The organism is Azonexus sp. IMCC34842, from assembly GCF_050368855.1.
GTDB lineage: Bacteria > Pseudomonadota > Gammaproteobacteria > Burkholderiales > Rhodocyclaceae > Azonexus > Azonexus denitrificans_A.
The window spans coordinates 1947233-1972091 of record NZ_CP178449.1 but is presented as its reverse complement, the minus strand read 5'-3'; the positions used below and the strand labels follow the sequence as shown (position 1 = coordinate 1972091).

The following is a 24859-nucleotide window of genomic DNA, read 5'->3' as shown; positions in this document are numbered from 1 at the left end:
CTCAAATCAGCAATAACCCAGCGGCCAGGCCGCCGCCGATGGCGAGCAGGCCCGGCAGGGCGTGGCGGGCCAGCTTGCTGCCGCCGATGCTGAGGACCAGTCCGATCTTGAACACCAGATTGGCGATCAGGGCCAGCGTTACCGCTATGACCGCCTCGCTGCTCGATAGTTTTTGCAGATTGAACAAGCGCAGCGTCGACAACACGCTGGCGTCGGCATCGGTCAGGCCGGAAGCGAGGGCGACGATGTAGAGGCCCTTGTTGCCGGCAATGTCCTGCAGCCAGGCCGAAGCGAGCAGCACGAGGGCGTAGAGCAGGCCGAAGGAAATGGCGGTTTTCAGCTCGGTCGGATTCTTCACCTCGGGCATCGGCAGTTCGCCGGCCGCGCTGAGCGCTTTCCAGCCGTAGAGCGCCACGATGATGCCGGGCACGATGCCGCAGGCGAAGACGATGGCAATCGGCGCGATCAGCGTCGGGGCGACCATGCCGGAGACCAGGCCGAGACGGATCATCACCATGACGTTGGCAATCAGGATGACGGTCGCCGCCATCCGTACCAGATGACCCAGTTCATGGGCGTGGCGGGAGAACATCAGGGTGGTCGCGGTGCTCGACGCCAGTCCGCCGAAAATACCGAGCAGGGCGGCGCCGTGGCGCGCCCCGACGATGCGCAGGGCGAGGTAGCCGGCGAGGGCGAGGCCGGAGATGAGGACGACCATCCACCAGATCTGCCGAGGGTTCAGTGCATTGTAGGGGCCGAAATCCTGGTTCGGCAGGATGGGCAGGATGACCAGCGAGAGGACGGCGAATTGCAGAATCGAGTTGATGTCCTTCGGTGTCATCCGTTCGCTGACCTGGCGCATCTCGGCCTTGAAATAAAGCAGCACGGTGGTCGTGATGGCCAGCATCACGGCCAGCGTTGCGTAGCCGTACCAGATCGCCGCGCCCAGGCCATAGGTGACGATGATCGCGGCCTCCGAGGTAAAGCCGCGATACTGCTCTTCCTGCTGGGCCGAAAAGTTGGAGGCAACCATCGACGCCGCGATGACCAGCAGCCCGACGGCGAGCATCCAGGGGCCGCCGGCTTTTTCGCCGAGCAGGGCGAACAGGCAGCCCAACATCGATGTCAGCGCGAAGGTGCGCAGGCCCGCGGCGGAGTCGGGACGCCGTTCGCGCTCCATGCCGATCAGCAGACCGATCCCCAAAGCGGTGGCGAAAGCCTCAAGCGGGGTAGCCAGTTCCGGAACAATGAAGCTCATGCGGTTCCTCTTTTATCGTCGTTATTCAGTAAAATTAAGCCATGCCACGTTATTTCGCAATCGTTCCCGCTGCCGGCAGCGGTTCGCGCTTCGGCGCCGAGAAACCAAAACAGTATTTGAACCTGCTCGGCCGGCCGCTGATTTACCACACGCTGGCAGCCCTGGTTGCCTGCCCGGAGATCGAGCGGGTCTGGGTGGTACTGTCGCCGGACGATCCGTACTGGCCGCAGCATGACTGGTCCGAGCTTGGCGCCAAGCTGGAAACCGTGCGCTGCGGCGGAGCGACGCGGGCGGCGAGTGTGGCGAACGGATTGCAGGCGGCAGCCATGGTGGCGTCCGACGACGACTGGGTGCTGGTGCACGATGCGGCCCGCCCCTGTCTGAGTCCCGCAATGCTCGCCGGACTGTTCGAGGAGCTGGCCAACGACGCGGTGGGTGGCATTCTCGCCGTGCCGGTCGCCGATACCCTGAAACGTGCCGATGCCGGTCAGCGCGTTGCCGCCACTGAACCGCGCGACGGCTTGTGGCAGGCGCAAACGCCGCAGATGTTCCGCTACGGTCGGCTGTGCGAGGCGCTGGAAAAGTGTCGCGCTGTTACCGACGAAGCCAGCGCCATCGAAGCGCTCGGTCTCAAGCCGAAGCTGGTGCGCGGCGATGCGACCAATCTGAAGGTGACTTTTCCGGCCGATCTGGCCTTGGCGGCGATGATACTGAGGGGGCGCAAATGAATTTCCGGGTAGGCCAGGGATACGATGTGCACAAGCTGGTCGAAGGTCGCAAACTGATCCTCGGCGGCGTCGAGATTCCCCACTCCACGGGCCTGCTGGGCCACTCCGATGCCGATGCCCTGTTGCATGCGATCACCGATGCGCTGCTCGGCGGCGCGGCGCTGGGCGACATCGGTCGCCACTTTCCCGATACCGATCCGCGCTACCAGGGGGCGGACAGCCGCGTGCTGCTGCGGGCGGCCGTTGCCTTGCTGGCCGACAAGGGTTGGCGTCCGGTCAATGTCGATGCGACGCTGATTGCCCAGCAGCCCAAACTGGCGCCGCATGCCGCAGCGATGGTGGCGAATGTCGCGGCGGATCTCGGTATTTCGACCGATGCCGTGAATATCAAGGGCAAGACCAACGAACGCCTGGGTTACCTTGGGCGTGAACAAGCCATCGAGGCGCAGGCTGTGGTGCTGCTCGAGCGTGCAAGCTGAAGGGCCAATTGAGCCGTTAGCCAGGCCGGCCACGGCCCGCGTTTTCTTTGCCCTGTGGCCGCCCCCGGCGCTCGCCGGAAAATTGGCCGGGATTGCCGTTACGGCAGCCGGCCGGTTCGGTGGCAAACCGACCCGGTCCGACACCATCCATCTGACGCTGGCTTTTCTAGGTGACGTAGCCGAGGCTCGCTTGCCATCGCTGTGCGCCAGCGCCAGCCGTGTCGTCGCTAGGTCCTTCGACTTGACGGTTGACCGGCTCGGTTTCTGGCGTCACAACCATCTGTTGTGGGCAGGCTGCCGCGCCGCACCGCCGGCCTTGCCGGCGTTGGTCGCCGAGTTGTCGGCCGGGTTGGACCAGGCCGGATTCGCCATCGCCGACCGGGAACGCCAATTTGCCCCGCACGTCACGTTGCTGCGCAAGGTGCCGGCTGACGATTGCCAGCCGTTGCCGGCAATCGATCCCTTGTACTGGCCGTGTCCGGGTTTCGTTCTGGTCCGTTCCCGGCGGTCATCGGCCGGTTCGGCGTATCAGACGCTCGCCGAATTTCCGCTGCTTTCTTGAGCGCGACCGGCTGATTTTGTTTTGCCGCCGTGTCAGGTCTGCTACGATTGTTGAAGAACTGTGACAGGCTAACCGAGCTCGGAAAGCCTGTTGGCTTATGATTTGTCATGACAAATGTCGTGCTGAATGCCGCTGTAATTTTATTGCCGGGGCGTTCGAGAAGCGGCTAAGGGGGATGTTTGGGCGACTTGGGACCGGCGGCTGAAAACACGGCAATTCTGCGCGTCCTGCTGATTGATGCCAGTCCCCGTGACGGCCAGCGCTTGCTCGAGGCCTTGCGGGGGGGCGGACATGTCGTCTATTCCCGGCAACTGTCCCGGCGTGCCGAGGTCGAGGCTGTTTTGCGCGATGAAACCTGGGACGTCGCCCTGGTCAGTTGCTCGTTGCCCGACCTGCCACCGGCCGAGGTCGTCGACCTGCTGCAGGAATTGGCCTTGAGCCTTCCGGTGATTCTGACGGTGGATCGCGGCAGCAAGGAATTCCCGATCGAGCTGCTCGAGAATGGTGCCCGCGACTTCGTTTTCAAGAGCAATCCCAGCCGCCTGCTGGCGGTCGTCGAACGGGAGTGCGCCAAGGCATTGTTGCAGCGCCAAAACCAGCCGGCGCTGATGACGCCCGAAATGAGCGGCAATATCGACGAGGGCGAGGCCCGCTTCTTCCAGTTGGCGAGCAATATCCCCGAATGTTACTGGCTGCTCGATGCCGAGACCCAGCGGGTGACCTATGTCAGCGAAGGGTATGAGCAAATATGGGGGCGCTATGTCGAGGCGCTTTATGCCGACAATCGCGACTGGCTGAAATACGTTCACATCGATGATCGCGATCGGCTGGTCGACAACATGAGCGTGCATCGGGTCGGCGGGCTGGACGTCAAGTTCCGCGTGATGCGGCCGGGCGATGGCCTGCGCTGGCTGCATGCGCGCAACTTCCCGGTACATAACGAAAACGGCCGTATCGTCAGCGTCGGAGGCGTGGCCACCGATATCACCAGCCTGCTCACCGAGCAGCGGAAGCTGCCGTATTTTGCCCATTTCGATGCGCTGACCGCGTTGCCCAACCAGTTGATGTTTTACGACCAGGTGCGCCGGTTGATCGCACTGGCCAAGCGCAAGAACATGCCGCTCGGCCTGATGGTCATCGACATCGATCGCTTCCGGGAAGTCAATCAGGCGCTCGGTCACACCTTCGGCGACGAATTGTTGCGTCAGGTCGCCGGGCGGCTGTCCGGCTCCCTGCGCGAGTCCGATATCCTCGGACGGCTGGGCGGCGACGTCTTCGCCGTGCTCCTGCCGGAAGTGGCCGATGCCCAGCAGGCCGGCATCGTGGCGCGGCGGATCATCGATACCCTGATCATGCCGGTGCGGGTCGATGGTCGGGATGTGTTCGCCACAGCCAGCATCGGCGGCGTGTTTTTCCCGCGCGATGGGCACGATGCCCACGAACTGGTGTGCAATGCCGAAATGGCCGTGCGCAACGCGAAGAGCCAAGGGCGCAACAATTACTTGTTCTACTCGGAAGAGATGCACGACGGCATCCGCGATCGCCTCTTTCTCGAAACGGATTTGCGCAATGCGACGCTGCGCAACGAGTTCGTGCTGCATTACCAACCCAAGGTGAGTTGCGCCAACGGACGGATTACCGGCACCGAGGCACTGATTCGCTGGCAGCACCCGCGCCAGGGCCTGGTACCGCCCGACCAGTTCATTCCGATGCTCGAAGAGACCGGCCTGATTGTTCCGGTTGGCCGCTGGGTGATCGAAAGCGCCTGCCGGCAGGCGGTCGAATGGCAGCAGGCGGGGCTCGACATTCCCTCGGTCTCGGTCAATCTTTCGGCCCGGCAACTGCAGTCGGATACCTTGCTCGACGATGTCGCGGCGACGCTGGCCAACAGCGGTCTGAAACCGGCCTGCCTCGACCTCGAGATCACCGAAAGCATGCTGATGCAGAATACCGAATCGGCAATTCGCACGCTGACGGCGCTCAAGGCAACCGGCGTGACGATATCGCTCGATGACTTTGGCACCGGCTATTCCAGCCTGGCCTATCTGAAGCGCTTTCCGCTCGATGCGGTCAAGGTGGATCGCTCCTTCGTCCAAGATATCGCGGCCGATTCGGACGATGCGTCGATCACCCGCGCCGTCATTACCATGGCCCACCACCTGAAGCTGAAAGTGGTGGCGGAAGGCGTTGAAACGGCCGAGCAGCTGGCGCTGCTGATTTCCCACCAGTGCGACATCATCCAGGGGTATTTCTTCTCGCGGCCACTGCCGGCCGCGGCGATGACCGAACTGCTGGTGGCGGACAAGCGGCTGCCGACCAACCTGCTGCGTTCGGGGACGCGCAAACCGATGGCGTTGTTCGTCGCGGTCGAGGGCTTCGACGAGGCGATTTCGACGCTGGTCCGCGACGGACACCGGGTGTGCACGGCTTCCGATTTCGATGCGGCGATGCAGTGGTTTGCCGGCAATCTGGTGGACGTCCTGGTTTGCGGTTCGCCGCGCAAGGATTTCGACGTCGCCGGGGTGATTCGTCAGGCAGCCCTGAGCCAGCCGCAATGCGAGCGCATCCTGCTGGCCGACAGTCGGCAATGGAACCGGAAACTGATCGCCGAACTGAGCGGTTCCGGCCTGGTCCATCGGGTGATTCACCTGCCGGCCGAAGCCGTGGCTTTCCGCCAGACGGTCGAAGAGGCGCTGAATCGCCGGCATATTTCCGATGAATACAGCCGGTTGTCGCATGAAGTCGAAGTCGCCGAGCGGGAACTGGTCCGGGTCGAGGAAGACCGGCGGCGCCTGGCGGCGGAGAACAAGGCTCTGCAGGAGCAGGAGAGCCAGGGCTACCGCATACTTCAGGAAGTGGTTGGCGAACTGCCATGGCCGGTTTTGGGGATGGACGATGAAGGCATGCTGGCCCTGATCAATGAAGCGGCCTACGCATGTTTCAGCGCGCGCGGGCTGGCGCCCGGAACTTCCCTGACCAGTCTGTTGCCTGAACTGGCAAGCCTTGGCGAACATGCTTCGGTAGCGATCGATGGTCGCGATTATTTGTGTCGCTGGCGACCGGTCAATCTGGGTGGTTCGGTAAGCGGGCGCCTGCTGTTGCTTGAGGAAAAAAAGAAATGAAAACAGTTGAAACCGTGGCGATTGGTGACGTACGTCCCGGTATGCGCCTTGCCGAAGCCTTGCTCGACGAGTCGGGGCGGGTGCTGGTTCCGGGGGGCTGCGAACTGACTGACAGCATGGTGCACGGTCTGATGCGGCGCGACATTGCCGAACTGACGATCGAGCGCGAGTTCGAGGAAGATCCGGCAACGCGGGCGGCGCGCGAGGCGCGGGTGATCGCCCAGCTCGACCGGTTATTCCGCAAGGCTGGCGATGGTCTGGAAACCCGCCAGCTATACCGGGCCATTCTCGATTTTCGGATGGCAGACCAGGCATGACGACGCTTGATCGTGACCAGGTCCTTGCCCACCTCAAACAGTTGCCCTCGCTGCCGGTTGCCGTTGCCGACCTGCTGGCTTCCTTTGCCAACGAGGATGTCGATGTCACCAGCATTGCCCATCAGATTGCCCGCGATCAAGGGCTGACGGCGCGCGTCCTGCGCGTCGCCAATTCGTCCTTTTACGGTTTGCAGCACAAGGTCGGAACCATCAACGAGGCAGTCGTCGTCCTCGGCTTCCGGGCGGTGCGCAGCATGGTGATGGCGGTCGGGATCAATGGCGTATTTCGCGTCGACCAATGTCGCGGCTTCGATGCCCAGGCTTATCTCCGGCACTGCGTCGCGGTCGGCCTCGGCGCCCGCGCGCTGGCAGAGGAAACCGGCCACAACCCGGAACTTGCCTTCACCGGCGGCATCCTGCACGACATCGGCGAGTTGGTGCTGGCCGCCAATTTTTCGCAGCAATATGCCGAGGTGCTGGCCTATCGCAAGCAACACGATTGCTTTCTGGTCGTTGCCGAGCGCGACATCCTCGGCATGGACCACTGTGAAGTGGGCAGCCTGCTCGCCGAAACCTGGCGCTTTCCGTCGGTGTTGCAGGTGGCGGTCGCCGAACACCATGCGCCGGCCAGCGCCGTGGCCGGTTCGCTGGCCGATCTGATGCATGTCGCCAATGCCATCGCACATGGCCTGGGATTCGGCCAGAGTCCCGAGGAAATGGTCATGCCGGTTGAACGCACGGCGTGGCAGCGTCTCGGACTCGATGCCGGAAAAATCAGCCGGGTGCTGCCCTTGATCGTTTCCGGGGTCGATGAGACCTGCCAGGCCTTCAGTGCCTGATCGGTAGCACCAGGCGGGCGAGCAGTCCGCCCTCCGGGTTGGCCAGCAGGTCGAGCCGGCCGCCGTGCAAACGGGCGATGCGCTCGACGATGGCCAGCCCGAGGCCGGTCCCGCCGGCGTTGGTGCGGGCCGACTCGTAGCGCGTGAACGGACGTTTCAGGCGTTCGACCTCGGCGGCCGGAATGCCGGGGCCGCGGTCGCTGATTTCGATCCATATTTCGCGGTCTGCCGCGGCGACTTTGAGCTGTACGTTGCCGCCACCGTATTTCCAGGCATTGTCGATCAGGTTGGTCACCGCACGGCTGATCGCCTTCGGGCGCAACAAGGTTTCCGGCAAGCTTCCGATCTCGCTGTGCAAGACGTGGCCGATGCAGCCCTGACGTTCGACGATGCTGCCGAGCAGGGCGGCCAGGTCGGTTTTCTCGGCGGTTTCGCCGGATTCGGCACGGGCGTAATCCATGAACTGGGAGATCACCGCTTCCATCTGTTCGATGTCGGCGACCACTGCCTGGCGCGCGCCTTCGTCGGCAACACTTAATTCCGCTTCGAGACGCAGGCGGGTGAGCGGCGTGCGCAGGTCGTGCGAGATGCCAGCCAGCACTTCGGAGCGGTCCTTGTCGTGGCGCACCAGGTCGGCGGCCATGGTATTGAAGGCGCTGGCCAGCTGGCGCAGTTCTTCGGCCCCGTCCTCCGGCAAGGGGTCGGGTATCTGGCCGCGACCGACCGTCTCGGCCGATTTCGCCATGGCCTTCAGCGGCCTGCTGATCCGCGAGGCGATCAGCCAGGCCATGGCCAGCGCCAGGATGATGGCGAGCAGCCCCCAGGTCAGCCAGTGCGTGGCGAAACTGCGGGCGGCTCGTTCGCGCGGCAGGATCAGCCAGTATTCTTCATCGTCGTGGTCGTCGAGACGAAAACTGACCCAGAAGCCGGGCGCCTCGTTGACCCGGGCGGCGATCCGGGTATGCGCGCCGAGGCGGGCCGTCAGTTCGCGGTAAAGCAGGCGTTGAAAACGGCTGTCGGGCATGGCTTCGATAACATCGTCCGGTTCGGCCGGTAGCAGGCGGATGCCTTCCCGCGTTGAAAACTCGTTGAACAGGCCGAGTCGCTTTTTCGGTGCCGCCGCGAATAGCGAGGCACGGATCAGGTTGACCGCAGAGGCTGCCAGTTGCGCCGTTTCGCGGGCGCGCGGTTCGGCATCGATGTAGCGGAAAAGACTGAGCCAGGCCGCAGTGGTCAGCAGAACCAGTACGGCGAGCAACAGGAAAGTGCGCGCCAGCAGCGTGCGCGGCATCATGCGTCGCGCGCAGTGCCGTCCGGAACGAAGACGTAGCCGAAGCCCCAGACGGTCTGCAGGTAGCGCGGCTGGGCCGGATCGGTTTCGATCAGCTTGCGCAGCCGGGAAATCTGGACGTCGATGGCGCGGTCGAACGGCCCCTGTTCGCGACCACGGGCCAGCGTCATCAGCTTGTCGCGCGACAGCGGTTGTCCTTGATGCTGCAGCAGCACCTTGAGGACGGCAAATTCACCGGTAGTCAGCGGCAGCAGTTCGTCGCCGCGGCGCAGCGCGCGGGCTGCGAAATCGACCTCGATGTTGCCGAAATGGATGGTTTGCGTCTCTTCTTCCGGGGCGCCCGGCGGCTTGTTGCCCTGGCGGCGCAGCACGGCATGGATGCGGGCGAGCAGTTCGCGCGGGTTGAACGGTTTGGGCAGGTAGTCGTCGGCGCCCATTTCGAGTCCGACGATGCGATCGACCTCGTCGCCCTTGGCGGTGAGCATGATGACCGGCGTCAGGTCGCCGGTGCCGCGCAAGCGCCGGCAGATGGTCAGGCCATCTTCGCCCGGCATCATCAGGTCGAGCACGATCAGGTGAAAATGCTCGCGACTGCGCAGCTTGTCCATTTGCTTGCCGTCGGCGACCGACTTGACGTCGAAACCCTGCTCGCCAAGGTAGCGGGTGAGCAGGTCGCGCAGGCGGGCATCGTCATCGACGACCAGAAGGTGATGTTTATGTTCGTTCATGCAGGCAAGGATAATGGCTGACGGTGAATGAAGCGCAGTAAATGGTAACAAGTAATTGCCCGGGGCAGCCGGGAAACATTTAATTACACTTGCTCCGGCTTGCCGGCGCCGGGCGGATGGACAATGATGGCTACCAAAACGAGTCCTGCATCGATTGCCATGAAACGCCTGCTTCTCTCCCTGCTGTTGTTGTCCAGCCTCTGCGGGCTGAGCGGGGGCGTGTCGGCGCAGCCATCGTGGCGCGACCTGCCGCCGGACGAACGGCGGCAGATGCGCCAGCAGATGCGCGAACACTGGCAGCAGGATCGCGAGCTGCGGCGGAATGATGACGGCGAGCGGCGCTGGCGGGATGTGCCGGCCGAGGATCGCCGGCAGATGCGCGAGGAAATCCGTGAGCAGCGCGGCCGGTCGGAACGTGATGACGGGCGTGGCGGGCGGGGTGGCCGGCAAGATTGACCCCCCGGCCGGGAAGCGCCTCCGGTAAAATTCCGGCCCATGTTGATTCTCGCTCTCGAAACCTCCACCGAACTTGGCTCCTGCGCGCTCTGGCGCGATGGCGAAGTCGTCGAGCGCCTCTGCCCAAGCGGACGGTCGCATTCGGAAACCCTGTTGCCGCTGGTCCGCGAACTGCTCGCCGAGGCGGGCTGCAAGGTCGGACAGCTGGACGCCATAGCCTTCGGCGTCGGTCCCGGTGCCTTCACCGGCTTGCGGATCGCCTGTGGCGCAGCCCAGGGGCTGGCGGTGGCGGGCGATATTCCGCTGCTGCCGGTGACCAGCCTGGAAGTCATGGCGGCGCTGAGCGGTGGCGAACGGGTCGTCGCTGTGCTCGATGCGCGGATGGGCGAGGTTTATTCCGGCCATTACCTGCGTTCCGCGGATGGCTATCAACTGCAAGGCGAGATTCGCGTTTCGGCGCCGGCCGACGTGCTGCTTCCGTCCGGCGCGGACTGGCTGGCCTGCGGCAATGCCATCGCGGCCTATCCGGTTTTGCAGCAACGCCTGGCGCTGGCCGGGGTGGCGCAGTTGCCCGGCATCCTGCCGACCGCAGCGGCACTGGCCAGGCTGGCGGCACCGCGCGCGGCGCGTGGGGCCGGCATCGATGCGGCGCTTGCCGCGCCGCTGTACATTCGCGACAAGGTCGCGAAGACCGTCGCCGAGCGCCTCAGCGAAGGGGGCAGGGCGTGACTGCCGTGCCGATCGCCGCCGAGTTTTTTCCGATGAACGAGCGCGATCTTGATACGGTGGCGGCGCTCGAAGCCACTCTGCAGGTCTTTCCTTGGTCGCGCGGCAATTTCGCCGATTCGCTGAGTGCCGGTTACAGCACCTGGGTGTTGCGGCTGGGCGGCGATCTGATCGGTTTTTCGGTGGTCATGGCGGTGCTTGACGAGGCGCACCTGCTCAACATCGGTATCGCTCAGCGTTACCAGGGGCAGGGCTATGGCGCGCGGATGCTCCGGCATGCGATGGAACGGGCGCGGCTGCACGGCGCGACAAAACTGTTTCTCGAAGTTCGCCCATCGAACGACAAGGCGGTCGAGCTGTATCGTCATTTCGGCTTTCGCCAGATCGGCTTGCGCAAGGGCTACTATCCGGCCGTCGAGGGACGGGAAGACGGATTGATTTTTGACAAGGAACTGGCATGAGCCTGAGCCGCGAGCAAATGCTGGTCGAGATGGGGATTTCGCCGATCTGGGTCGTCCGGGAAAAGGGTGGCGAGCCGGCGCCGGCGGTTGCGCCCGCGCCGCAGTCGGCTGGCGAAGCGCCACCATCGGCTGTGGTCGCCGTACCGCAACCGGCACCGCTGCGCGAAAGCGTGGCCGGGCCAGCGGCGGCGGTTGATGCCATGAACTGGCCGGAATTGACCCGGGCGGTGGCCGAATGCAAAGCCTGCCCGCTCTGCCAGCAGCGCAAACAGGCGGTACTCGGCGTCGGCGACCTCAATCCTGACTGGCTGTTCATCGGCGAGGGGCCAGGAGCGGACGAGGATGTGCAGGGCGAACCCTTTGTCGGCCAGGCAGGCAAGCTGCTCGACAACATGCTGGCCTCGCTTGATATTTCGCGGGGCAACAAGGTCTACATCGGCAATGCGGTGAAATGCCGGCCGCCCGGCAACCGGACGCCGGAGGCAGCAGAAATGGCCGCCTGCCGGCCTTACCTGGAGCGCCAGATCGCGCTGCTCAAGCCGAAGATCATTGTGCTGCTCGGCAAGGCCGCCGTGCATAGCGTGCTGCACGACGACAAGTCGTTGGCATCGTTGCGCGGCAAGCGCTTCGAGTACGCCGGCATCCCGGTGGTGGTGACCTATCACCCGGCTTACCTGCTGCGCAATCTGCCTGACAAGTCGAAGGCCTGGGAAGACCTGCTGTTCGCCCGTCGCCTGCTCAACGCCCTGGCGACGCCCGAGCTGCCCTTCTAGGCGGGTCAGTGGTGGGCCGAATCGTCTAGGTGCTGGACGTCGTCCTGGGCCGCCTGGTTGGCGAGGTGGCGCTGGCGGATCAGATACATCAGGCCGCTGACGAACAGGCCGAATAGCGTGACCACCCAATAGATCGACAGGTCGATCTTGATCATCAGGTAATAGAGCCCGGTCATGATCAGGATGGAAATGTTCTCGTTGAAGTTCTGCACGGCAATCGAGTGGCCGGCTCCCATCAGGATGTGGCCGCGATGCTGGAGCAGGGCATTCATTGGTACGACGAAGAAGCCGGATAGGCCGCCGATCAGAATGAGCAGCGGAACGGCCAGCCACAGGCTGGTGACGAAATTCATCACCAGCACGATCAGGCCCATGGCGATACCGAGCGGGATGACCCGAACCGACTTGCGCAGAGTGATGAATTTGGCCGCGACGATCGCGCCGACGGCGACGCCAATCGCCACCACGCCCTGCAGCATCGACGATTTGGAGAGGTCGAGATTGAGCGCCACTTCCGACCACTTGATCACGATGAACTGCAAGGTCGCCCCGGCGCCCCAGAACAGCGTGGTCACCGCCAGCGAGATCTGGCCCAGTTTGTCGCGCCAGAGCAGGGTCAGGCAGTGGCTGAATTCGTGGATCAGGAAGAAGGGGTTTTTCTTCAGTTGCTTGTGATCGACGCCGGTGTCCGGAACGTACAGATTGAAAATCGAGGCAATGACATAAAGTACGGCGACGATAGACAGGGCCATTTCGCCCGTCGTATTGACGCCGGTATCGATCAGCGGGAAATCGAAGGCGAGCAGGTTTTGGGCGATTTCCGGGCGGATCAGCGTGCCGCCGATGACCACGCCGAGAATGATCGCGCCAACGGTCAATCCTTCGATCCAGCCATTGGCGACGACGAGCAGGCGATGCGGCAGGTATTCGGTGAGGATGCCGTACTTGGCCGGCGAGTAGGCGGCGGCGCCAAGACCGACGACGGCGTAGGCGAGCAGCGGGTGGGCGCCAAAGAACATCATGCTGCAGCCGACGATCTTGATCGTGTTGCTGATGAACATCACCCGCCACTTCGGCATCGAATCGGCAAAGGCGCCGACAAAGGCGGCAAGCAGTACGTAGGAGAGCGTGAAGAATGTCTTGAGCAGCGGCTCGTATTCGGACGGCGCCTGCATCTCGCGCAAGGCGGCGATCGCGGCTATCAGCAGGGCGTTGTCGGCCAGCGCGGAAAAAAACTGCGCAGCCATGATGATGTAGAAGCCAAAGGGCACTTGGGTGTTTCTCTTGTCTCTTATATAACTTTGGTCGAGGGTTATACCACGCTTTGCAAGCAGTGCAAGGCTTGTGGAAAGCTGCTGCTTGTGTATAGGTCAGCGGGTATCGGGCGGCGCGATCAGGAAAATGGAAGCTACCGGCCGGAGGTTAAAGTTGCATGACAACTTGCCGCATGTGGCGGTCGACGGGCAATTTTAAGCAAAATTGCGGCGAGGCGGCCGAATACCCGGCGGAATGTGATTGAATATTGCCCGCACACCCTAGGAGAGAAACATCATGGCTGACCGGCGTCTGCAGGTCTTTCATGCCGTAGCCAAAAATCTGAGCTTTACCCGTGCCGCCGACGCCTTGTTCATGACCCAGCCGGCGGTCACTTTTCAGATCAAGCAACTGGAAGAGCAATACGGTACGCGGCTGTTCGAACGGCGGCACGGCAGCATTTCGCTGACCCCGGCCGGCGAGCTGGTGCTTTCCTATGCCCAGCGGATACTTGCGCTGTCCGACGAAATGGAAACCCGCCTCGGCGAAATGACCGGCGAAATGCGCGGGCCGCTGCTGGTCGGCGCCAGCACGACGATTGCCGAGTTCATGCTGCCGCGCATCCTCGGCGAGTTCAACGCGCTTTATCCGCAGGTCCGGGCGCGGCTGATCGTCGCCAATTCCGAAAGTATCGAAGGCCGGGTCGCCGAACACTCCCTCGATGTCGGGCTGATCGAGGCGCCGGCCAAGATTTCCGGGCTGCACAGCCAGATTTGCTGCACCGATGAATTGCAGGTGATCTGCACGCCGGACTACCCGCTGGCCGGCATGAGCTCGGTAACGCCCAAGGCGCTGGTCGATTACGAATTCATTTCGCGCGAGCCGGGTTCCGGCACCCGCGAAATTACCGATGCCTATTTCCGCGCCCACCAGGTCGCCCCGGAAAACCTCAAGACGCAGATGGAACTGGGCAGTCCGGAGGCATTGAAAGGCGTCGTATCGACCGGCCTGGGCTTTGCCATCGTCTCGCGCGCCGTCGTCGACAAGGAAATCCGGCTCGGCGCCCTGGTCGCCATTTCCTTGAAACCGCCGCTGAAGCGCAGCCTCTACCTGGTCTATCCGGAGGACCGTTTCCAGTCGCGCCTGACCGCGACCTTCATCGAATTTACTCAACGCAAGCTGAAAGAACTCGCCTCATGAAAATCTCCCGCCCCATCCGGGCGCGCATTGCGCCGGCGGCCATTCTGCATAACTACCGGCTGGCCAAGCGCCACGCCCCGAACGCTAAGGCGTGGGCGGTCATCAAGGCCAATGCCTACGGCCACGGCCAATGGCGGGCGGCCGAGGCGCTGCGCGGCGAAGCCGACGGTTTTGCCATGCTCGAAGCCGAGAATGCCGTTGCTTTGCGCGAAGCCGGCATCGACCAGCCGATCCTGCTGCTCGAAGGGATTTTCAGTGCCCGCGATGTGCGGGCCGTGATCGAGCACCGGCTGACCACGGTAATCCATTGCCTGGAGCAACTTGAATTGCTGCTCGGCAGCGGACGCCTGGATAAACCGCTGGCGATCTGTTTGAAGCTCAATACCGGTATGAACCGCCTCGGCTTTACCGCGCAGACCCTGGCCAAGGCCTGGGAAATCCTGCGCCAGTGGCCGCAAATCGACGTCACCCTGATGAGTCATTTCGCCGAAGCGGATGGCGAGCGGGGCATCGACTGGCAACTCGAGCGTTTTCAGGGGCTGGCCGGTGACTGGCGCGGCCCGGTCTGCCTGGCCAACTCGGCGGCCATTCTCCGCCACCCGGCGGCGCATCGCGACTGGGTGCGGCCCGGCATCATGCTCTATGGCGCCAGCCCGTTTGCCGAGCAAAGCGCCGCTGAACTCGGCCTGCGCCCGGCGATGACGCTGGAAAGCCGGATCATTGGCGTCCAGGAGCTGGCGCCCGGCGAGCGGGTCGGTTACGGTGGGACATTCACCGCCGACCGGCCGATGCGCGTTGGCGTCGTTGCCTGCGGCTATGCCGACGGTTATCCCCGGCACGCTCCGAGCGGCACGCCGATTGCCGTGCTCGGCCGGCGCACGCGGACCATCGGCCGGGTTTCGATGGACATGCTGGCCTGCGATCTGAGCGATATTCCGGAAGCCGGTATCGATGCGCCGGTCACGTTGTGGGGGCGGGGCATTGCCGGCGACGTGCCGGCCGACGAGGTGGCGAGCGCCGCCGGGACGATTGCCTATGAGCTGTTCTGCGCGCTGGCGCCGCGCGTGCCGGTCGAAGTTGGGGACATCTGAGTGGCCAAGGTCAAGTCGATATACAGCTGTACCGAATGCGGGGCGAGCAGCCCGAAGTGGCAGGGCCAGTGTCCGGGCTGCGGCGAGTGGAATACGCTGGTCGAGAGCGTTGCCGAAAAGGCTACCGGCCATCGTTTCGATTCGCTGGCGCCGACCGCCAAGTTGCAAACGCTGTCGGAAATCGAGGCGCGCGAAGTCGACCGCGTGGCGACCGGCATCGGCGAATTCGACCGGGCGCTGGGCGGCGGTCTGGTGGCCGGCGGCGTCGTGCTGATCGGCGGTGATCCGGGGATCGGCAAAAGTACCTTGCTGCTGCAGGCGCTGGCCCATCTCTCGGTCAACCACAAGGCGCTCTACGTCAGCGGCGAGGAATCCGGCCAGCAGGTCGCCCTGCGCGCCCGCCGGCTGAGCCTCGATACGCGCAGCCTGCAGTTGATGGCCGAGATCAACCTGGAACGTATCCTGGCCACCCTGCAGGCGGAAAAGCCGCAGTTCGCCGTCATCGACTCGATCCAGACGCTATGGTCGGATCAATTGTCGAGCGCGCCGGGATCGGTGGCCCAGGTCCGCGAATGCGCGGCGCAACTGACGCGGATGGCCAAGCAAACCGGCATCACCGTGCTGCTGGTCGGCCATGTGACCAAGGAAGGCGCGCTGGCCGGGCCGCGCGTTCTCGAACATATCGTCGATACCGTGCTCTATTTCGAGGGCGACACCCACTCCAGCTTCCGTCTGGTGCGGGCGGTCAAGAACCGCTTCGGCGCGGTCAACGAGCTGGGCGTCTTTGCGATGACCGACAAGGGGCTGAAGGGGGTCAACAACCCGTCGGCGCTGTTCCTGTCGCAGCATGGGCAGGATGTTGCCGGTTCCTGCGTGATGGTCACCCAGGAAGGAACCCGCCCGTTGCTGGTGGAAATCCAGGCGCTGGTCGATACCGCCCACGGCAATCCGCGCCGGCTCACCGTCGGGCTGGATGCCCAGCGTCTGGCGATGTTGCTGGCGGTGCTGCATCGCCATGCCGGTATCGTCTGTTTCGATCAGGATGTCTTCGTCAATGCCGTCGGTGGCGTCAAGATTACCGAGCCGGCAGCCGATCTGGCAGTTCTGCTGTCGATAAGCTCGTCGCTGAAGAACAAGCCGTTGCCGTCAAAGCTGATCGTCTTCGGCGAGGTTGGTCTGGCCGGCGAGATCCGGCCGGCGCCGCGCGGCCAGGAGCGCCTGAAGGAGGCGGCCAAGCTTGGCTTCACGCGCGCCCTGATCCCGGAAGCCAACCGGCCGAAACAGGCCATCGCCGGCATGGAGGTCATTGCCGTCAAGCGCGTCGAGGAGGCGGTGGCGCGGATCAGGGAGTTGGAATAAGCTGACGGAATGCTGCATCCGGCCCCCATGTTCAATCTCTCGCGCTATTTCTCGACGGTCAGTTTCATCCTCATCGTGCTGGCGGCCGGGGTTCTCGGACCGCTTTACCGGCAGCTTTCGCTGCAGCAGATCACCGAGTTGGCGGAGAGTCGCAACGTGGCAATGGCGCAGGTTTTCGAGAATTCGCTGCACCTGCCGCTGGATGCACTGATGAGTGACTCGATCGGCCGGGACGCCGTTTTCCTCAGGCAATTGCCGGAACTGGTCAGCTTGCAGCAGAGCGTTGTCGGGCTGATGCGCAATACCGCCGTGATCAAGGTCAAGATCTATAACCGCCTCGGCACCACGGTGTTTTCGACCGATGCCAGCCAGATCGGCGAAAACCGACTGGGCAACCCGGCGTTCCGCTTGTCGATGAACGGCACGGTGCTCAGCGAACTGGCCCATCGCAACACGATGGATAGCTTCGAAGGCCGGCTGGCCGAGACCGATGTACTGTCCAGCTACATTCCGATCGTCGGCAAGGACAAGTCGATCGAAGGCGTTTTCGAGCTTTACCAGGATGTGACGCCTTTCCTGACCCAATTGCGGCAAAGCCTGTGGTGGGTCACGGCGGGGGTCTTTCTGGTCTTCGCCGCGCTCTATCTGATGCAGTTCCTGGTCGTGCGCCGCGCCCAGCGCATTCTCGAAGAGCAGGAGGGGCGCATCAAGGCGGCGCGCGATACGCTGGAGATCCAGGTCGAGGCGCGGACCGAGCAGCTGAAACTGGCCAACCGGCAGCTCGAGGGCGAGATCTCCGAACGGCGCCAGGCCGAAAGCAAGCTGAATTATCTGGCTTACCACGATCCGCTGACCGGGCTGGCCAACCGCCGCTGCTTCATCGAACGTCTGCAGGAAAGCCTGCGCGACGCGGCACACCACGACCAGCAGCTGGCGGTCCTGTTCATCGACCTCGACCAGTTCAAGCAGGTCAACGATTCGCTCGGGCATGGCGTCGGGGACGAATTGCTGGTCTCGGTCGCCTCCCGTCTTTCCGAGCATGTCCGCCTGATCGACATGCTGTCGCGCCTCGGCGGCGATGAATTCATCTGTCTGATGGAGGGCTTGCGCAGTGCAGAGGAGGTCGAAGTACTCGCCCGTGAAATCATCGGCGCCTTCGATTACCCGTTCCGGCTCGGTGACAATGAACTGTTCCTCTCGGCCTCGATCGGCATCAGCCTGTTCCCGGCCGACGGTGCAAGCGTCGATGACCTGATGCGCAATGCCGACAGTGCGATGTACCGCGCCAAGGCGATCGGTCGCGGCCAGTATCATTTCTACACGCCGGAAATGACCCGCGATGCGAAGGAGCGCATTCGCATGGAAAATCTGCTGCGCCGGGCCCTTGATCATGGCGAACTGGTGGTGCACCTGCAGCCGCAGGTCGACACGCTGAGCGGCCGGCTGGTCGGCGCCGAAGCGCTGGTCCGCTGGCACAGTCCGGAACTCGGGCTGGTCATGCCGTCCAGTTTCATCCCGCTGGCCGAGGATTCGGGCATCATCATCGCGCTCGGCAACTGGGTGCTGTGGGAAACCTGCCGGCAGGTCATGCAGTGGCGGAACAGCGGTTTCGATCTGCCGATGGTGTCGGTCAATCTGTCGGTCAAGCAGCTCGAACGGCCGGAGTTCTTCGATACCCTGGCCGATATTCTCGACGAAACCGGCATGGATGCGGCCAGCCTGAAGCTCGAACTGACCGAGTCGGTGGTCATGGCCGTTGGCGATGCCTTCACGCTGCTGCAGCGCTTGCGCGATCTGGGGATCAGTCTGGCGCTGGACGATTTCGGGACCGGCTATTCCTCGCTCAGCTATTTGAAGATGCTGCCGGTGCAGCAACTGAAAATCGACCGTTCCTTCGTCATGGGGATCGGCCGGAATCCGGGTGACGAGGCAATCATCCGCACCGTGATGGAGTTGGCCAAGAGCCTCGGTTTCGAGGTTGTCGCCGAAGGGGTCGAAACCACCGAGCAGGCCGCCTTCCTGGCCGATCTCGGATGTCAGCAATTGCAGGGCTTCCTGCACGGCAAGGCGGTTGCCCCGGCCGAATTCCGCGCCCGCTGGTCGGACCAGCCATGATCGCGCTAGCCTGGCGGCTGCTTGGCCGGGAGCTCCGCTCCGGCGAACTGCGCCTGCTCTTTGCGGCGTTGGCCATCGCGGTTGCCGCGGTGACGGCGGTCGGCTTTTTTGCCGACCGGGTGCGCCTCGCCCTGGAGCGCGAAGCGCAACAGTTGATGGGCGGCGACCTGGTGCTGATCTCCGATCACCCGCTGCCCGAGGGTTACAGCGCCGAAGCGCGCCGGCGTGGCCTGCAGATTGCCGAAACGCTGATTTTCCCGAGCATGGTGCTCGGCGGCGAGCAGGCACAATTGGCCGACATCAAGGCGGTCAGCACCAACTATCCATTGCGCGGCCACTTGTCCACGACGCTGCGCCAGGGCGAGGCGGGGCAGCCGGCGGCCGGCGGCCCGCCGCCGGGTTCGGTGTGGCTCGATGAGCGATTGGCAACGACGCTGCAGTCGGGGCCGGGCTCTTTCGTCACGGTCGGCCGGCAACGCCTGCCGGTGGCGGCGATCCTGACGCTGGAACCGGACCGCGGCATCAATTTTTTCAGTCTGGCACCACGGCTGATGATGCATCTCGACGACATTCCGGCCAGCGGCCTGGTCCAGTTCGGTTCGCGGCTGCGCTACCGGCTGTTGCTGGCCGGCGACGAAAAAGCGGTGGGCAGCTTCAAAAAATGGCTGGCGCCTCGCCTCGAGCGGGGCGAACGACTGGAGGATGCGCAGAATGCCCGGCCGGAAATCCGCAATGCGCTGGATCGGGCACAACGCTTCCTGGGGCTGGCGACGCTGTTGACCGTGGTCCTGTCGGCGGTTGCCGTGGTGCTTGCGGCGCGGCGTTACATGCAGCGCCATTTCGATGCCTGTGCCGTGATGCGCTGCCTGGGCATGACCCAGGGTCGCCTGATCGGCCTGCACGCCCTGCAGTTCTTCTGGCTGGCCGTCTTCTCGGCGCTGGCCGGCTGTACGCTCGGCTTCGTCGCCCATTTCGTGCTGGTCGGCTGGCTCTCCAATTTGCTCGCCGTCAGCTTGCCCTTGCCCGGCTGGCAGCCGCTGGCGCAGGGCGGGGCGGTGGCCGGCGTGCTGCTCTTCGGATTCGCCTTGCCGCCGCTGCTGCAGCTCGCCAGGGTGCCGACGCTGCGCGTCATGCGCCGGGAGATGGGGCCGCCGCAGCCGTTCCTGCTGGGTGGCTATGGCCTCGGTTTTGCCCTGCTGGCCGGCTTGATTCTTGTCGTGGCGGGCGATCTCAAACTCGGTGGGCTGGCCATCGGCGGCTTTGCGGCGGCCTTGGGCGGCTTTTGGGTATTGGCCAGACTGGCCGTCTTGGCGATCGGCCTGTTGCGCGGTAATGGTGGCTTCGGCTGGCGTCAGGGCCTGGGCAATCTGGCCCGGCATGCGCCATCCAGCGCCTTGCAGATCGTCGCGCTGGCGATCGGCCTGATGGCCATGTTGTTGCTGACCGTCACCCAGGCGCGCTTGCTCGATGCCTGGCAGAAGGGCATGCCGGCCGATGCGCCGAATCGTTTCATCATCAATATCCAGCCGGAGCAACGCCAGGCCGTGGCGGAAATGCTCGCCAGCCTGGGTGTTGCGGCCGAGCTGGCGCCGATGGTGCGGGCGCGTTTGCTGCGCATCGGCGAGCGCCCGGTCAGCGCCGAAAGCTATCCCGAGGATGAGCGGGCTCAGCGGCTGATCGAGCGCGAATTCAATCTGTCGTGGCGGAATACGCTGCCGCCGGGCAACCGGGTGACCAAGGGCAGCTGGTTTGCGCCGCAGGACGCCGGGCAAGGCCTGGCATCGGTTGAGGAGGGGCTGGCGACAACGCTCGGTATCAAGGTCGGCGACGAACTGCTTTTCTCGGTGGCCGGTGTCGAAAAACGCGTGCGCGTGAGCAATCTGCGCAAGCTCGAGTGGGACTCGATGCGCGTCAATTTCTTCGTGCTCACCCCGTCCGGCGTGATCGAGGACGTGCCGGCCAGCTACATCACCAGCTTTCATCTGCCGGCGGCGGCTGCCGGCGGTGGCACGCAGCTGGTGGCACGCTTTCCGAATCTGACGGTAATCGATATCGGCGTCGTGATCGAGCAGTTTCAAACGGTGATGGCGCAGGTCTCCAATGCGGTCCGCTTTATTTTCATCTTTACCTTGCTGGCCGGTGCCATCGTCCTCTATTCGGCATTGCTCACCGCCTTCGACGAGCGGCGCTACGAACTGGCGGTGATGCGGGCGCTCGGCGCGCATCGTGCCCAGTTGCGCCAGGCCATGCTGGTTGAACTCGCCGTCGTCGGCGGGATCGCCGGACTGATTGCGGCGGCCGGGGCGATGCTGCTCGGCCAGTTGATTGCCCGGCAGGTCTTTCAACTGGAGATGGGGCTCGATCCGTGGTTGCCCGTCGTGTCGGCGCTTGGCGGCGCCGTGCTGGCCGTCTCGATCGGCTGGTGGGCGATGCGCCGGCTGCTGCTGACGCCGCCCTTGCTGGCCTTGCGGGCCGGCGCTTGAGGTGATTTTTCTGTCCGGCCGTAGGTGCGTTTGCCAATTGCTGCGTCTTTAAGGTGATTTTTGCCGCATCCAAGGGCTGATCTTTCCGTAAAATGGACGGTCACCGTATTTTTTGGATCGCGCCATGAGCAAAATGCATTGGCTGCCTGCTTTTTTCCTGTTCGTTTCACTGCTCGATGTTTCGGCCCAAGCGGCCGAGCCGGCGGGCATGATCAAGACCAGTCAGGGGCCGGTCAGTATCGAGCGGGCCGACAAGAAGTTGCTGGCCGTGGTCGGCACACCGCTGCAGCAGGGCGACAAGGTGCGGACCGGCAGCAACGGCGCGGTCGGCCTCACCTTGCGTGACAATACGCTGCTCTCGGCCGGGCCGAACTCGCTGATCGTGATCGACAGGTTTGCCTTCGACAGCACGACCCTGGCTGGCGACATGTCGATCGGTATTCGCCAGGGCACGCTGTCGGTGGTCACCGGCAAGATGGCCAAAAACAAGCCGGAGACGGTGGAATTCCGCACGCCGACGTCGGTGCTCGGGGTGCGCGGGACCGAGTTTGTCGTCGAGGTCGGAGGCGACCGCGATGAATAAGACCAAACTTCTGCTTGGCCTGACTGCGGCGATGTCGCTGGCCGGCTGTGTCAGCGAACGGGTGATCCTGCTGCCCTCGGCCGATGGTCAGGCTTCGGCCCTGGTGCTGCGTGACGAGCGCGGCGAATTGCTGCTCAACCAGCCTTATGCGGCGGCACAACGGCGGGGCGGTGCCAGCAGCCTCTATCAGGCCTCGTCGGAAGAGGTTCAGGAACGTTTTGCGGTGGCCCTGGCCGCCATGCCGGCGCGGCCGAGCAGTTATCTGCTGTACTTCGAGCCGGGCAGCAATACGCTGACCCCGGCGTCGCAGGCCGCATTCGTCAAAATGCGCCGGGAAATTTCCGAGCGTACGGCACTCGAGGTCAGGGTGATCGGCCATACCGACCGGGTCGGTAGCCGGCAGGCCAATGATGCGCTGTCAAAAAACCGCGCTGAAGCGATACGCGATCAACTGATTGCCTCGGGTGTGCCGGCCGACAGTCTGGAAACGGTCGGGCGGGGCGAGCGCGATCTGCTGGTGCCAACCGAGGACGAAGTCGACGAGCCGCGCAATCGGCGGGTCGAAATCAATTTGCGCTAAGCGTTGCAGCAAGCCGGTGCCCGTCAATATTCGCCGGCGCCGCCGGGCATGCGCCAGGCATTTTGCCGGCTCGGCTGGCCAGGCTTAGTGAACTCTTTGTTCCTTCGATGGTCTATGCGACCGCCGATCGAGAGGATCGGAACAGCGGGTGGTTCGCGGTCAGAAAATTTATCATCGCCAGGCCAGGTGCCTGACGATACGGCAGGTTCGCCATGGTCGCCAGAGCGCTCATGTAAAATATTTCATGGATTCAAATAAACAAATGACTCACCCGCTTTTCGGCTATCGCAAATTCTGGGCCCACCGCTTCGGTCCGGCACCTTTCCTGCCCATGTCGCGCAGCGAGATGGATGCGTTGGGCTGGGATTCCTGCGACATCATCCTGATCACCGGCGATGCCTACATCGATCATCCCAGCTTCGGCATGGCGCTGATCGGCCGTCTGCTCGAAGGGCAGGGCTTTCGCGTTGGCATCATCTGCCAGCCGGACTGGAATTCGGCCGCTGATTTCAAGCGTCTCGGCAAACCCAATCTGTACTTTGGCGTTACCGCCGGCAACATGGACTCCATGGTCAATCGCTACACCTCTGACCGCAAGAGTCGTTCCGATGATGCCTACACAGCCAATGCCGAACCCAACAAGCGCCCGGATCGGGCGGTCACGGTCTATGCCCAGCGTTGCCGCGAGGCTTTCCCCGGCAGCAATGTCGTCATCGGCTCGATCGAAGCCAGCCTGCGCCGCATCGCCCATTACGATTACTGGTCGGACAAGGTGCGCCGTTCGGTGTTGCCCGATTCGAAGGCCGATTTGCTGCTCTTCGGCAACGCCGAACGGGCGCTGGTCGAACTGACGCATCGCCTGGCCAAGGGCGAAAAGATCAGCGACATCCGTGACCTGCGCGGCACCGCCTTCATGGTACCGAGCGGCTGGGTGCCGGACGAAAGCTGGGATGCGGTGGACTCGACCCAGGTCGATACGCCGGGACCGCTGATCCAGCATGCCGATCCCTACGCCATGGAAATGCCGACGGACAAGACCGCCGCCGCTGGTCAACCCGGCGAGCACACGGTGCGCATCGTGTCCAAGCAGGAACGGCTGGCGGCGCTGCGCGAAAAGCGGGCCCATACCGTCGTTCGCCTGCCGTCCTACGAGCAGGTGAAGGACGATCCGGTGCTCTACGCGCACGCGTCGCGCACCTTCCATCTTGAATCCAATCCGGGCAATGCACGGGCGCTGGTCCAGGCGCACGGTGAGCGCGACGTCTGGCTGAATCCGCCGCCGATTCCGTTGACTACCGAGGAGCTCGACCAGGTTTACGAACTGCCCTATGCCCGCCGGCCGCATCCGTCCTACGGCGATGCCAAGATTCCGGCCTGGGAGATGATCCGTTTCTCGGTCAATATCATGCGCGGCTGTTTCGGTGGCTGTACCTTCTGTTCGATCACCGAGCATGAGGGGCGCATCATCCAGAGCCGTTCGGAAGATTCGGTGCTCCGCGAAATCGAGGAAATGCGCGACAAGACGCCCGGCTTCACCGGCATCGTCTCCGACCTCGGCGGCCCGACCGCCAACATGTACCACCTCAAATGCAAGGACGAAAAGATCGAATCGGCCTGCCGCCGCCTGTCCTGCGTTTATCCCGATATCTGCGAGAACCTGGGGACCGACCACTCGCAACTGATTTCGCTGTACCGCAAGGCGCGGAGCCTGAAGGGCGTCAAGAAAGTGTTGATCGGCTCGGGTTTGCGCTACGACCTGGCTGTGCGCTCGCCGGAGTACATCAAGGAACTGGTTACCCACCACGTCGGCGGCTACCTGAAGATCGCCCCCGAGCACACCGAGGAAGGCCCGCTGTCGAAGATGATGAAGCCGGGCATGGGTGCCTACGACCGCTTCAAGCAGCTGTTCGACCGCTTCTCGCGCGAAGCCGGCAAGGAGCAATACCTGATTCCCTATTTCATCGCCGCCCACCCCGGGACCGGCGATGAGGATATGTTGAACCTGGCGCTCTGGCTGAAGAAAAACAACTTCCGTCTGGATCAGGTGCAGACCTTCCTGCCGACCCCGATGGCCCTGGCCACCACCATGTATCACAGCGAGCGCAATCCGCTGAAGAAGGTGACGCGGGGCAGCGAGCAAGTCCATACCGTGCGCAACGGCCGGCAGCGCAAACTGCACAAGGCGTTCCTGCGCTACCACGATCCGGCCAACTGGCCGCTCCTGCGCGATGCGCTGAAGGAAATGGGGCGGGCCGACCTGATCGGCAATGGCAAGAAGCAGTTGATTCCGGCCTGGCAGCCGGCCGGTTTTGCCGTTCCGCCGGAAAAAACCACCCGCCTGCACATGACCCCGCCCGGACCGCGGATCGCGCCACGACCCGGGGTCAGGCCTCTCGCCGCCGCGCGCAACCGTCCGCCGAAACGCAAGGCCTGACGGCCCCGTCAAAATTCTCA

General features: G+C 63.7%; 22 protein-coding genes. 18 read left to right on the top strand and 4 right to left on the bottom strand.

Features of this window, described 5'->3' with window-relative positions; all coding sequences use genetic code 11:
* Position 1 precedes the first annotated feature (1 nt).
* Positions 2-1258 (bottom strand): MgtC/SapB family protein, encoded by a 1257-nt coding sequence (locus tag ACLIKD_RS09330; protein WP_428828094.1) that lies wholly within the window; start codon positions 1256-1258, stop codon positions 2-4.
* Positions 1259-1299: 41 nt separating this feature from the next.
* Between ACLIKD_RS09330 and ispD the strand changes: the two genes are divergently transcribed.
* The 6 genes from ispD to ACLIKD_RS09300 all read left to right on the top strand — a co-directional run bounded on the left by ispD (position 1300) and on the right by ACLIKD_RS09300 (position 7305).
* Complete coding sequence (ispD, locus tag ACLIKD_RS09325; protein WP_428828093.1) at positions 1300-1986, top strand: 2-C-methyl-D-erythritol 4-phosphate cytidylyltransferase; 687 nt, start codon at positions 1300-1302, stop codon at positions 1984-1986.
* A complete protein-coding gene (gene ispF, locus ACLIKD_RS09320) occupies positions 1983-2465 on the top strand; it encodes a 2-C-methyl-D-erythritol 2,4-cyclodiphosphate synthase (protein ID WP_428828092.1) in 483 nt (160 codons plus the stop codon). Before ispD ends, ispF begins: the two co-directional genes overlap by 4 nt.
* 82 nt (positions 2466-2547) lie before the next feature.
* Positions 2548-3027 carry an RNA 2',3'-cyclic phosphodiesterase gene (thpR, locus tag ACLIKD_RS09315; protein ID WP_428828091.1) on the top strand — a complete coding sequence of 160 codons (480 nt, stop codon included), beginning with the start codon at positions 2548-2550 and terminating at the stop codon, positions 3025-3027.
* Positions 3028-3206: 179 nt separating this feature from the next.
* The gene (locus ACLIKD_RS09310) at positions 3207-6149 is read left to right on the top strand and encodes a putative bifunctional diguanylate cyclase/phosphodiesterase (RefSeq protein WP_428828090.1); all 2943 of its coding nucleotides are present in this window, start codon (positions 3207-3209) and stop codon (positions 6147-6149) included.
* Positions 6146-6466, top strand: a complete 321-nt coding sequence (locus ACLIKD_RS09305; protein WP_428828089.1) for a hypothetical protein — start codon at positions 6146-6148, stop codon at positions 6464-6466. Before ACLIKD_RS09310 ends, ACLIKD_RS09305 begins: the two co-directional genes overlap by 4 nt.
* Positions 6463-7305 (top strand): HDOD domain-containing protein, encoded by an 843-nt coding sequence (locus ACLIKD_RS09300; protein WP_226415231.1) that lies wholly within the window; start codon positions 6463-6465, stop codon positions 7303-7305. Before ACLIKD_RS09305 ends, ACLIKD_RS09300 begins: the two co-directional genes overlap by 4 nt.
* Here the strand turns inward: ACLIKD_RS09300 and ACLIKD_RS09295 are convergent.
* Together ACLIKD_RS09295 and ompR are read right to left on the bottom strand one after the other, a co-directional pair.
* Entirely contained in the window at positions 7295-8599 is a 1305-nt protein-coding gene (locus tag ACLIKD_RS09295) for an ATP-binding protein (protein WP_428828088.1), read from the bottom strand. The genes ACLIKD_RS09300 and ACLIKD_RS09295 overlap by 11 nt on opposite strands.
* Positions 8596-9324 (bottom strand): two-component system response regulator OmpR, encoded by a 729-nt coding sequence (gene ompR, locus ACLIKD_RS09290; protein ID WP_428828087.1) that lies wholly within the window; start codon positions 9322-9324, stop codon positions 8596-8598. Before ompR ends, ACLIKD_RS09295 begins: the two co-directional genes overlap by 4 nt.
* Before the next feature lie 123 nt (positions 9325-9447).
* Between ompR and ACLIKD_RS09285 the strand changes: the two genes are divergently transcribed.
* Genes ACLIKD_RS09285 through ACLIKD_RS09270 form a run of 4 tightly spaced genes read left to right on the top strand, consistent with a single transcriptional unit; the run spans position 9448 to position 11740 of the window.
* Positions 9448-9780, top strand: a complete 333-nt coding sequence (locus ACLIKD_RS09285) for a hypothetical protein (protein ID WP_226470855.1) — start codon at positions 9448-9450, stop codon at positions 9778-9780.
* 39 nt (positions 9781-9819) lie between these two features.
* Positions 9820-10509, top strand: a complete 690-nt coding sequence (gene tsaB / locus ACLIKD_RS09280; protein WP_428828086.1) for a tRNA (adenosine(37)-N6)-threonylcarbamoyltransferase complex dimerization subunit type 1 TsaB — start codon at positions 9820-9822, stop codon at positions 10507-10509.
* Positions 10506-10967 (top strand): ribosomal protein S18-alanine N-acetyltransferase, encoded by a 462-nt coding sequence (rimI, locus tag ACLIKD_RS09275; protein WP_428828085.1) that lies wholly within the window; start codon positions 10506-10508, stop codon positions 10965-10967. Before tsaB ends, rimI begins: the two co-directional genes overlap by 4 nt.
* Positions 10964-11740, top strand: coding sequence for a uracil-DNA glycosylase (locus tag ACLIKD_RS09270; protein WP_428828084.1), 777 nt, complete (start codon positions 10964-10966; stop codon positions 11738-11740). The genes rimI and ACLIKD_RS09270 overlap by 4 nt, the downstream gene beginning before the upstream one ends.
* Before the next feature lie 5 nt (positions 11741-11745).
* Here ACLIKD_RS09270 and lplT read toward each other — a convergent pair whose 3' ends face one another.
* Positions 11746-13011 (bottom strand): lysophospholipid transporter LplT, encoded by a 1266-nt coding sequence (lplT, locus tag ACLIKD_RS09265; RefSeq protein ID WP_226415144.1) that lies wholly within the window; start codon positions 13009-13011, stop codon positions 11746-11748.
* A gap of 280 nt (positions 13012-13291) precedes the next feature.
* Here lplT and ACLIKD_RS09260 point away from each other — a divergent pair, with 280 nt between their 5' ends.
* The 8 genes from ACLIKD_RS09260 to ACLIKD_RS09225 all read left to right on the top strand — a co-directional run bounded on the left by ACLIKD_RS09260 (position 13292) and on the right by ACLIKD_RS09225 (position 24839).
* Positions 13292-14194 (top strand): LysR family transcriptional regulator, encoded by a 903-nt coding sequence (locus ACLIKD_RS09260; protein ID WP_428828083.1) that lies wholly within the window; start codon positions 13292-13294, stop codon positions 14192-14194.
* Positions 14191-15285: an alanine racemase gene (gene alr, locus ACLIKD_RS09255; RefSeq protein WP_226415138.1), complete on the top strand. Its 1095-nt coding sequence runs from the start codon at positions 14191-14193 to the stop codon at positions 15283-15285. Before ACLIKD_RS09260 ends, alr begins: the two co-directional genes overlap by 4 nt.
* Positions 15286-16644, top strand: a complete 1359-nt coding sequence (gene radA / locus ACLIKD_RS09250) for a DNA repair protein RadA (RefSeq protein WP_428828082.1) — start codon at positions 15286-15288, stop codon at positions 16642-16644.
* Positions 16645-16671: 27 nt separating this feature from the next.
* Complete coding sequence (locus ACLIKD_RS09245) at positions 16672-18759, top strand: putative bifunctional diguanylate cyclase/phosphodiesterase (protein ID WP_428828081.1); 2088 nt, start codon at positions 16672-16674, stop codon at positions 18757-18759.
* Positions 18756-21242: an ABC transporter permease gene (locus tag ACLIKD_RS09240; protein ID WP_428828080.1), complete on the top strand. Its 2487-nt coding sequence runs from the start codon at positions 18756-18758 to the stop codon at positions 21240-21242. The genes ACLIKD_RS09245 and ACLIKD_RS09240 overlap by 4 nt, the downstream gene beginning before the upstream one ends.
* Positions 21243-21366: 124 nt before the next feature.
* Positions 21367-21825, top strand: a complete 459-nt coding sequence (locus tag ACLIKD_RS09235; RefSeq protein ID WP_428828079.1) for a FecR family protein — start codon at positions 21367-21369, stop codon at positions 21823-21825.
* Positions 21818-22405 carry an OmpA family protein gene (locus tag ACLIKD_RS09230; RefSeq protein WP_428828078.1) on the top strand — a complete coding sequence of 196 codons (588 nt, stop codon included), beginning with the start codon at positions 21818-21820 and terminating at the stop codon, positions 22403-22405. Before ACLIKD_RS09235 ends, ACLIKD_RS09230 begins: the two co-directional genes overlap by 8 nt.
* A 331-nt stretch (positions 22406-22736) precedes the next feature.
* Positions 22737-24839 carry a YgiQ family radical SAM protein gene (locus ACLIKD_RS09225; RefSeq protein ID WP_428828325.1) on the top strand — a complete coding sequence of 701 codons (2103 nt, stop codon included), beginning with the start codon at positions 22737-22739 and terminating at the stop codon, positions 24837-24839.
* Positions 24840-24859 lie beyond the last annotated feature (20 nt).

Bases quoted from the DNA above. Each gene is read 5' to 3' on its own strand.
- ACLIKD_RS09330 (WP_428828094.1), bottom strand. From the start codon at position 1,258: ATGAGCTTCATTGTTCCGGAACTGGCTACCCCGCTTGAGGCTTTCGCC.
- ispD (WP_428828093.1), top strand. From the start codon at position 1,300: ATGCCACGTTATTTCGCAATCGTTCCCGCTGCCGGCAGCGGTTCGCGC.
- ispF (WP_428828092.1), top strand. From the start codon at position 1,983: ATGAATTTCCGGGTAGGCCAGGGATACGATGTGCACAAGCTGGTCGAA.
- ACLIKD_RS09305 (WP_428828089.1), top strand. From the start codon at position 6,146: ATGAAAACAGTTGAAACCGTGGCGATTGGTGACGTACGTCCCGGTATG.
- ACLIKD_RS09300 (WP_226415231.1), top strand. From the start codon at position 6,463: ATGACGACGCTTGATCGTGACCAGGTCCTTGCCCACCTCAAACAGTTG.
- ACLIKD_RS09295 (WP_428828088.1), bottom strand. From the start codon at position 8,599: ATGATGCCGCGCACGCTGCTGGCGCGCACTTTCCTGTTGCTCGCCGTA.
- ompR (WP_428828087.1), bottom strand. From the start codon at position 9,324: ATGAACGAACATAAACATCACCTTCTGGTCGTCGATGACGATGCCCGC.
- ACLIKD_RS09285 (WP_226470855.1), top strand. From the start codon at position 9,448: ATGATGGCTACCAAAACGAGTCCTGCATCGATTGCCATGAAACGCCTG.
- tsaB (WP_428828086.1), top strand. From the start codon at position 9,820: ATGTTGATTCTCGCTCTCGAAACCTCCACCGAACTTGGCTCCTGCGCG.
- ACLIKD_RS09270 (WP_428828084.1), top strand. From the start codon at position 10,964: ATGAGCCTGAGCCGCGAGCAAATGCTGGTCGAGATGGGGATTTCGCCG.
- ACLIKD_RS09260 (WP_428828083.1), top strand. From the start codon at position 13,292: ATGGCTGACCGGCGTCTGCAGGTCTTTCATGCCGTAGCCAAAAATCTG.
- alr (WP_226415138.1), top strand. From the start codon at position 14,191: ATGAAAATCTCCCGCCCCATCCGGGCGCGCATTGCGCCGGCGGCCATT.
- ACLIKD_RS09245 (WP_428828081.1), top strand. From the start codon at position 16,672: ATGTTCAATCTCTCGCGCTATTTCTCGACGGTCAGTTTCATCCTCATC.
- ACLIKD_RS09240 (WP_428828080.1), top strand. From the start codon at position 18,756: ATGATCGCGCTAGCCTGGCGGCTGCTTGGCCGGGAGCTCCGCTCCGGC.
- ACLIKD_RS09235 (WP_428828079.1), top strand. From the start codon at position 21,367: ATGAGCAAAATGCATTGGCTGCCTGCTTTTTTCCTGTTCGTTTCACTG.
- ACLIKD_RS09230 (WP_428828078.1), top strand. From the start codon at position 21,818: ATGAATAAGACCAAACTTCTGCTTGGCCTGACTGCGGCGATGTCGCTG.
- ACLIKD_RS09225 (WP_428828325.1), top strand. From the start codon at position 22,737: ATGTCGCGCAGCGAGATGGATGCGTTGGGCTGGGATTCCTGCGACATC.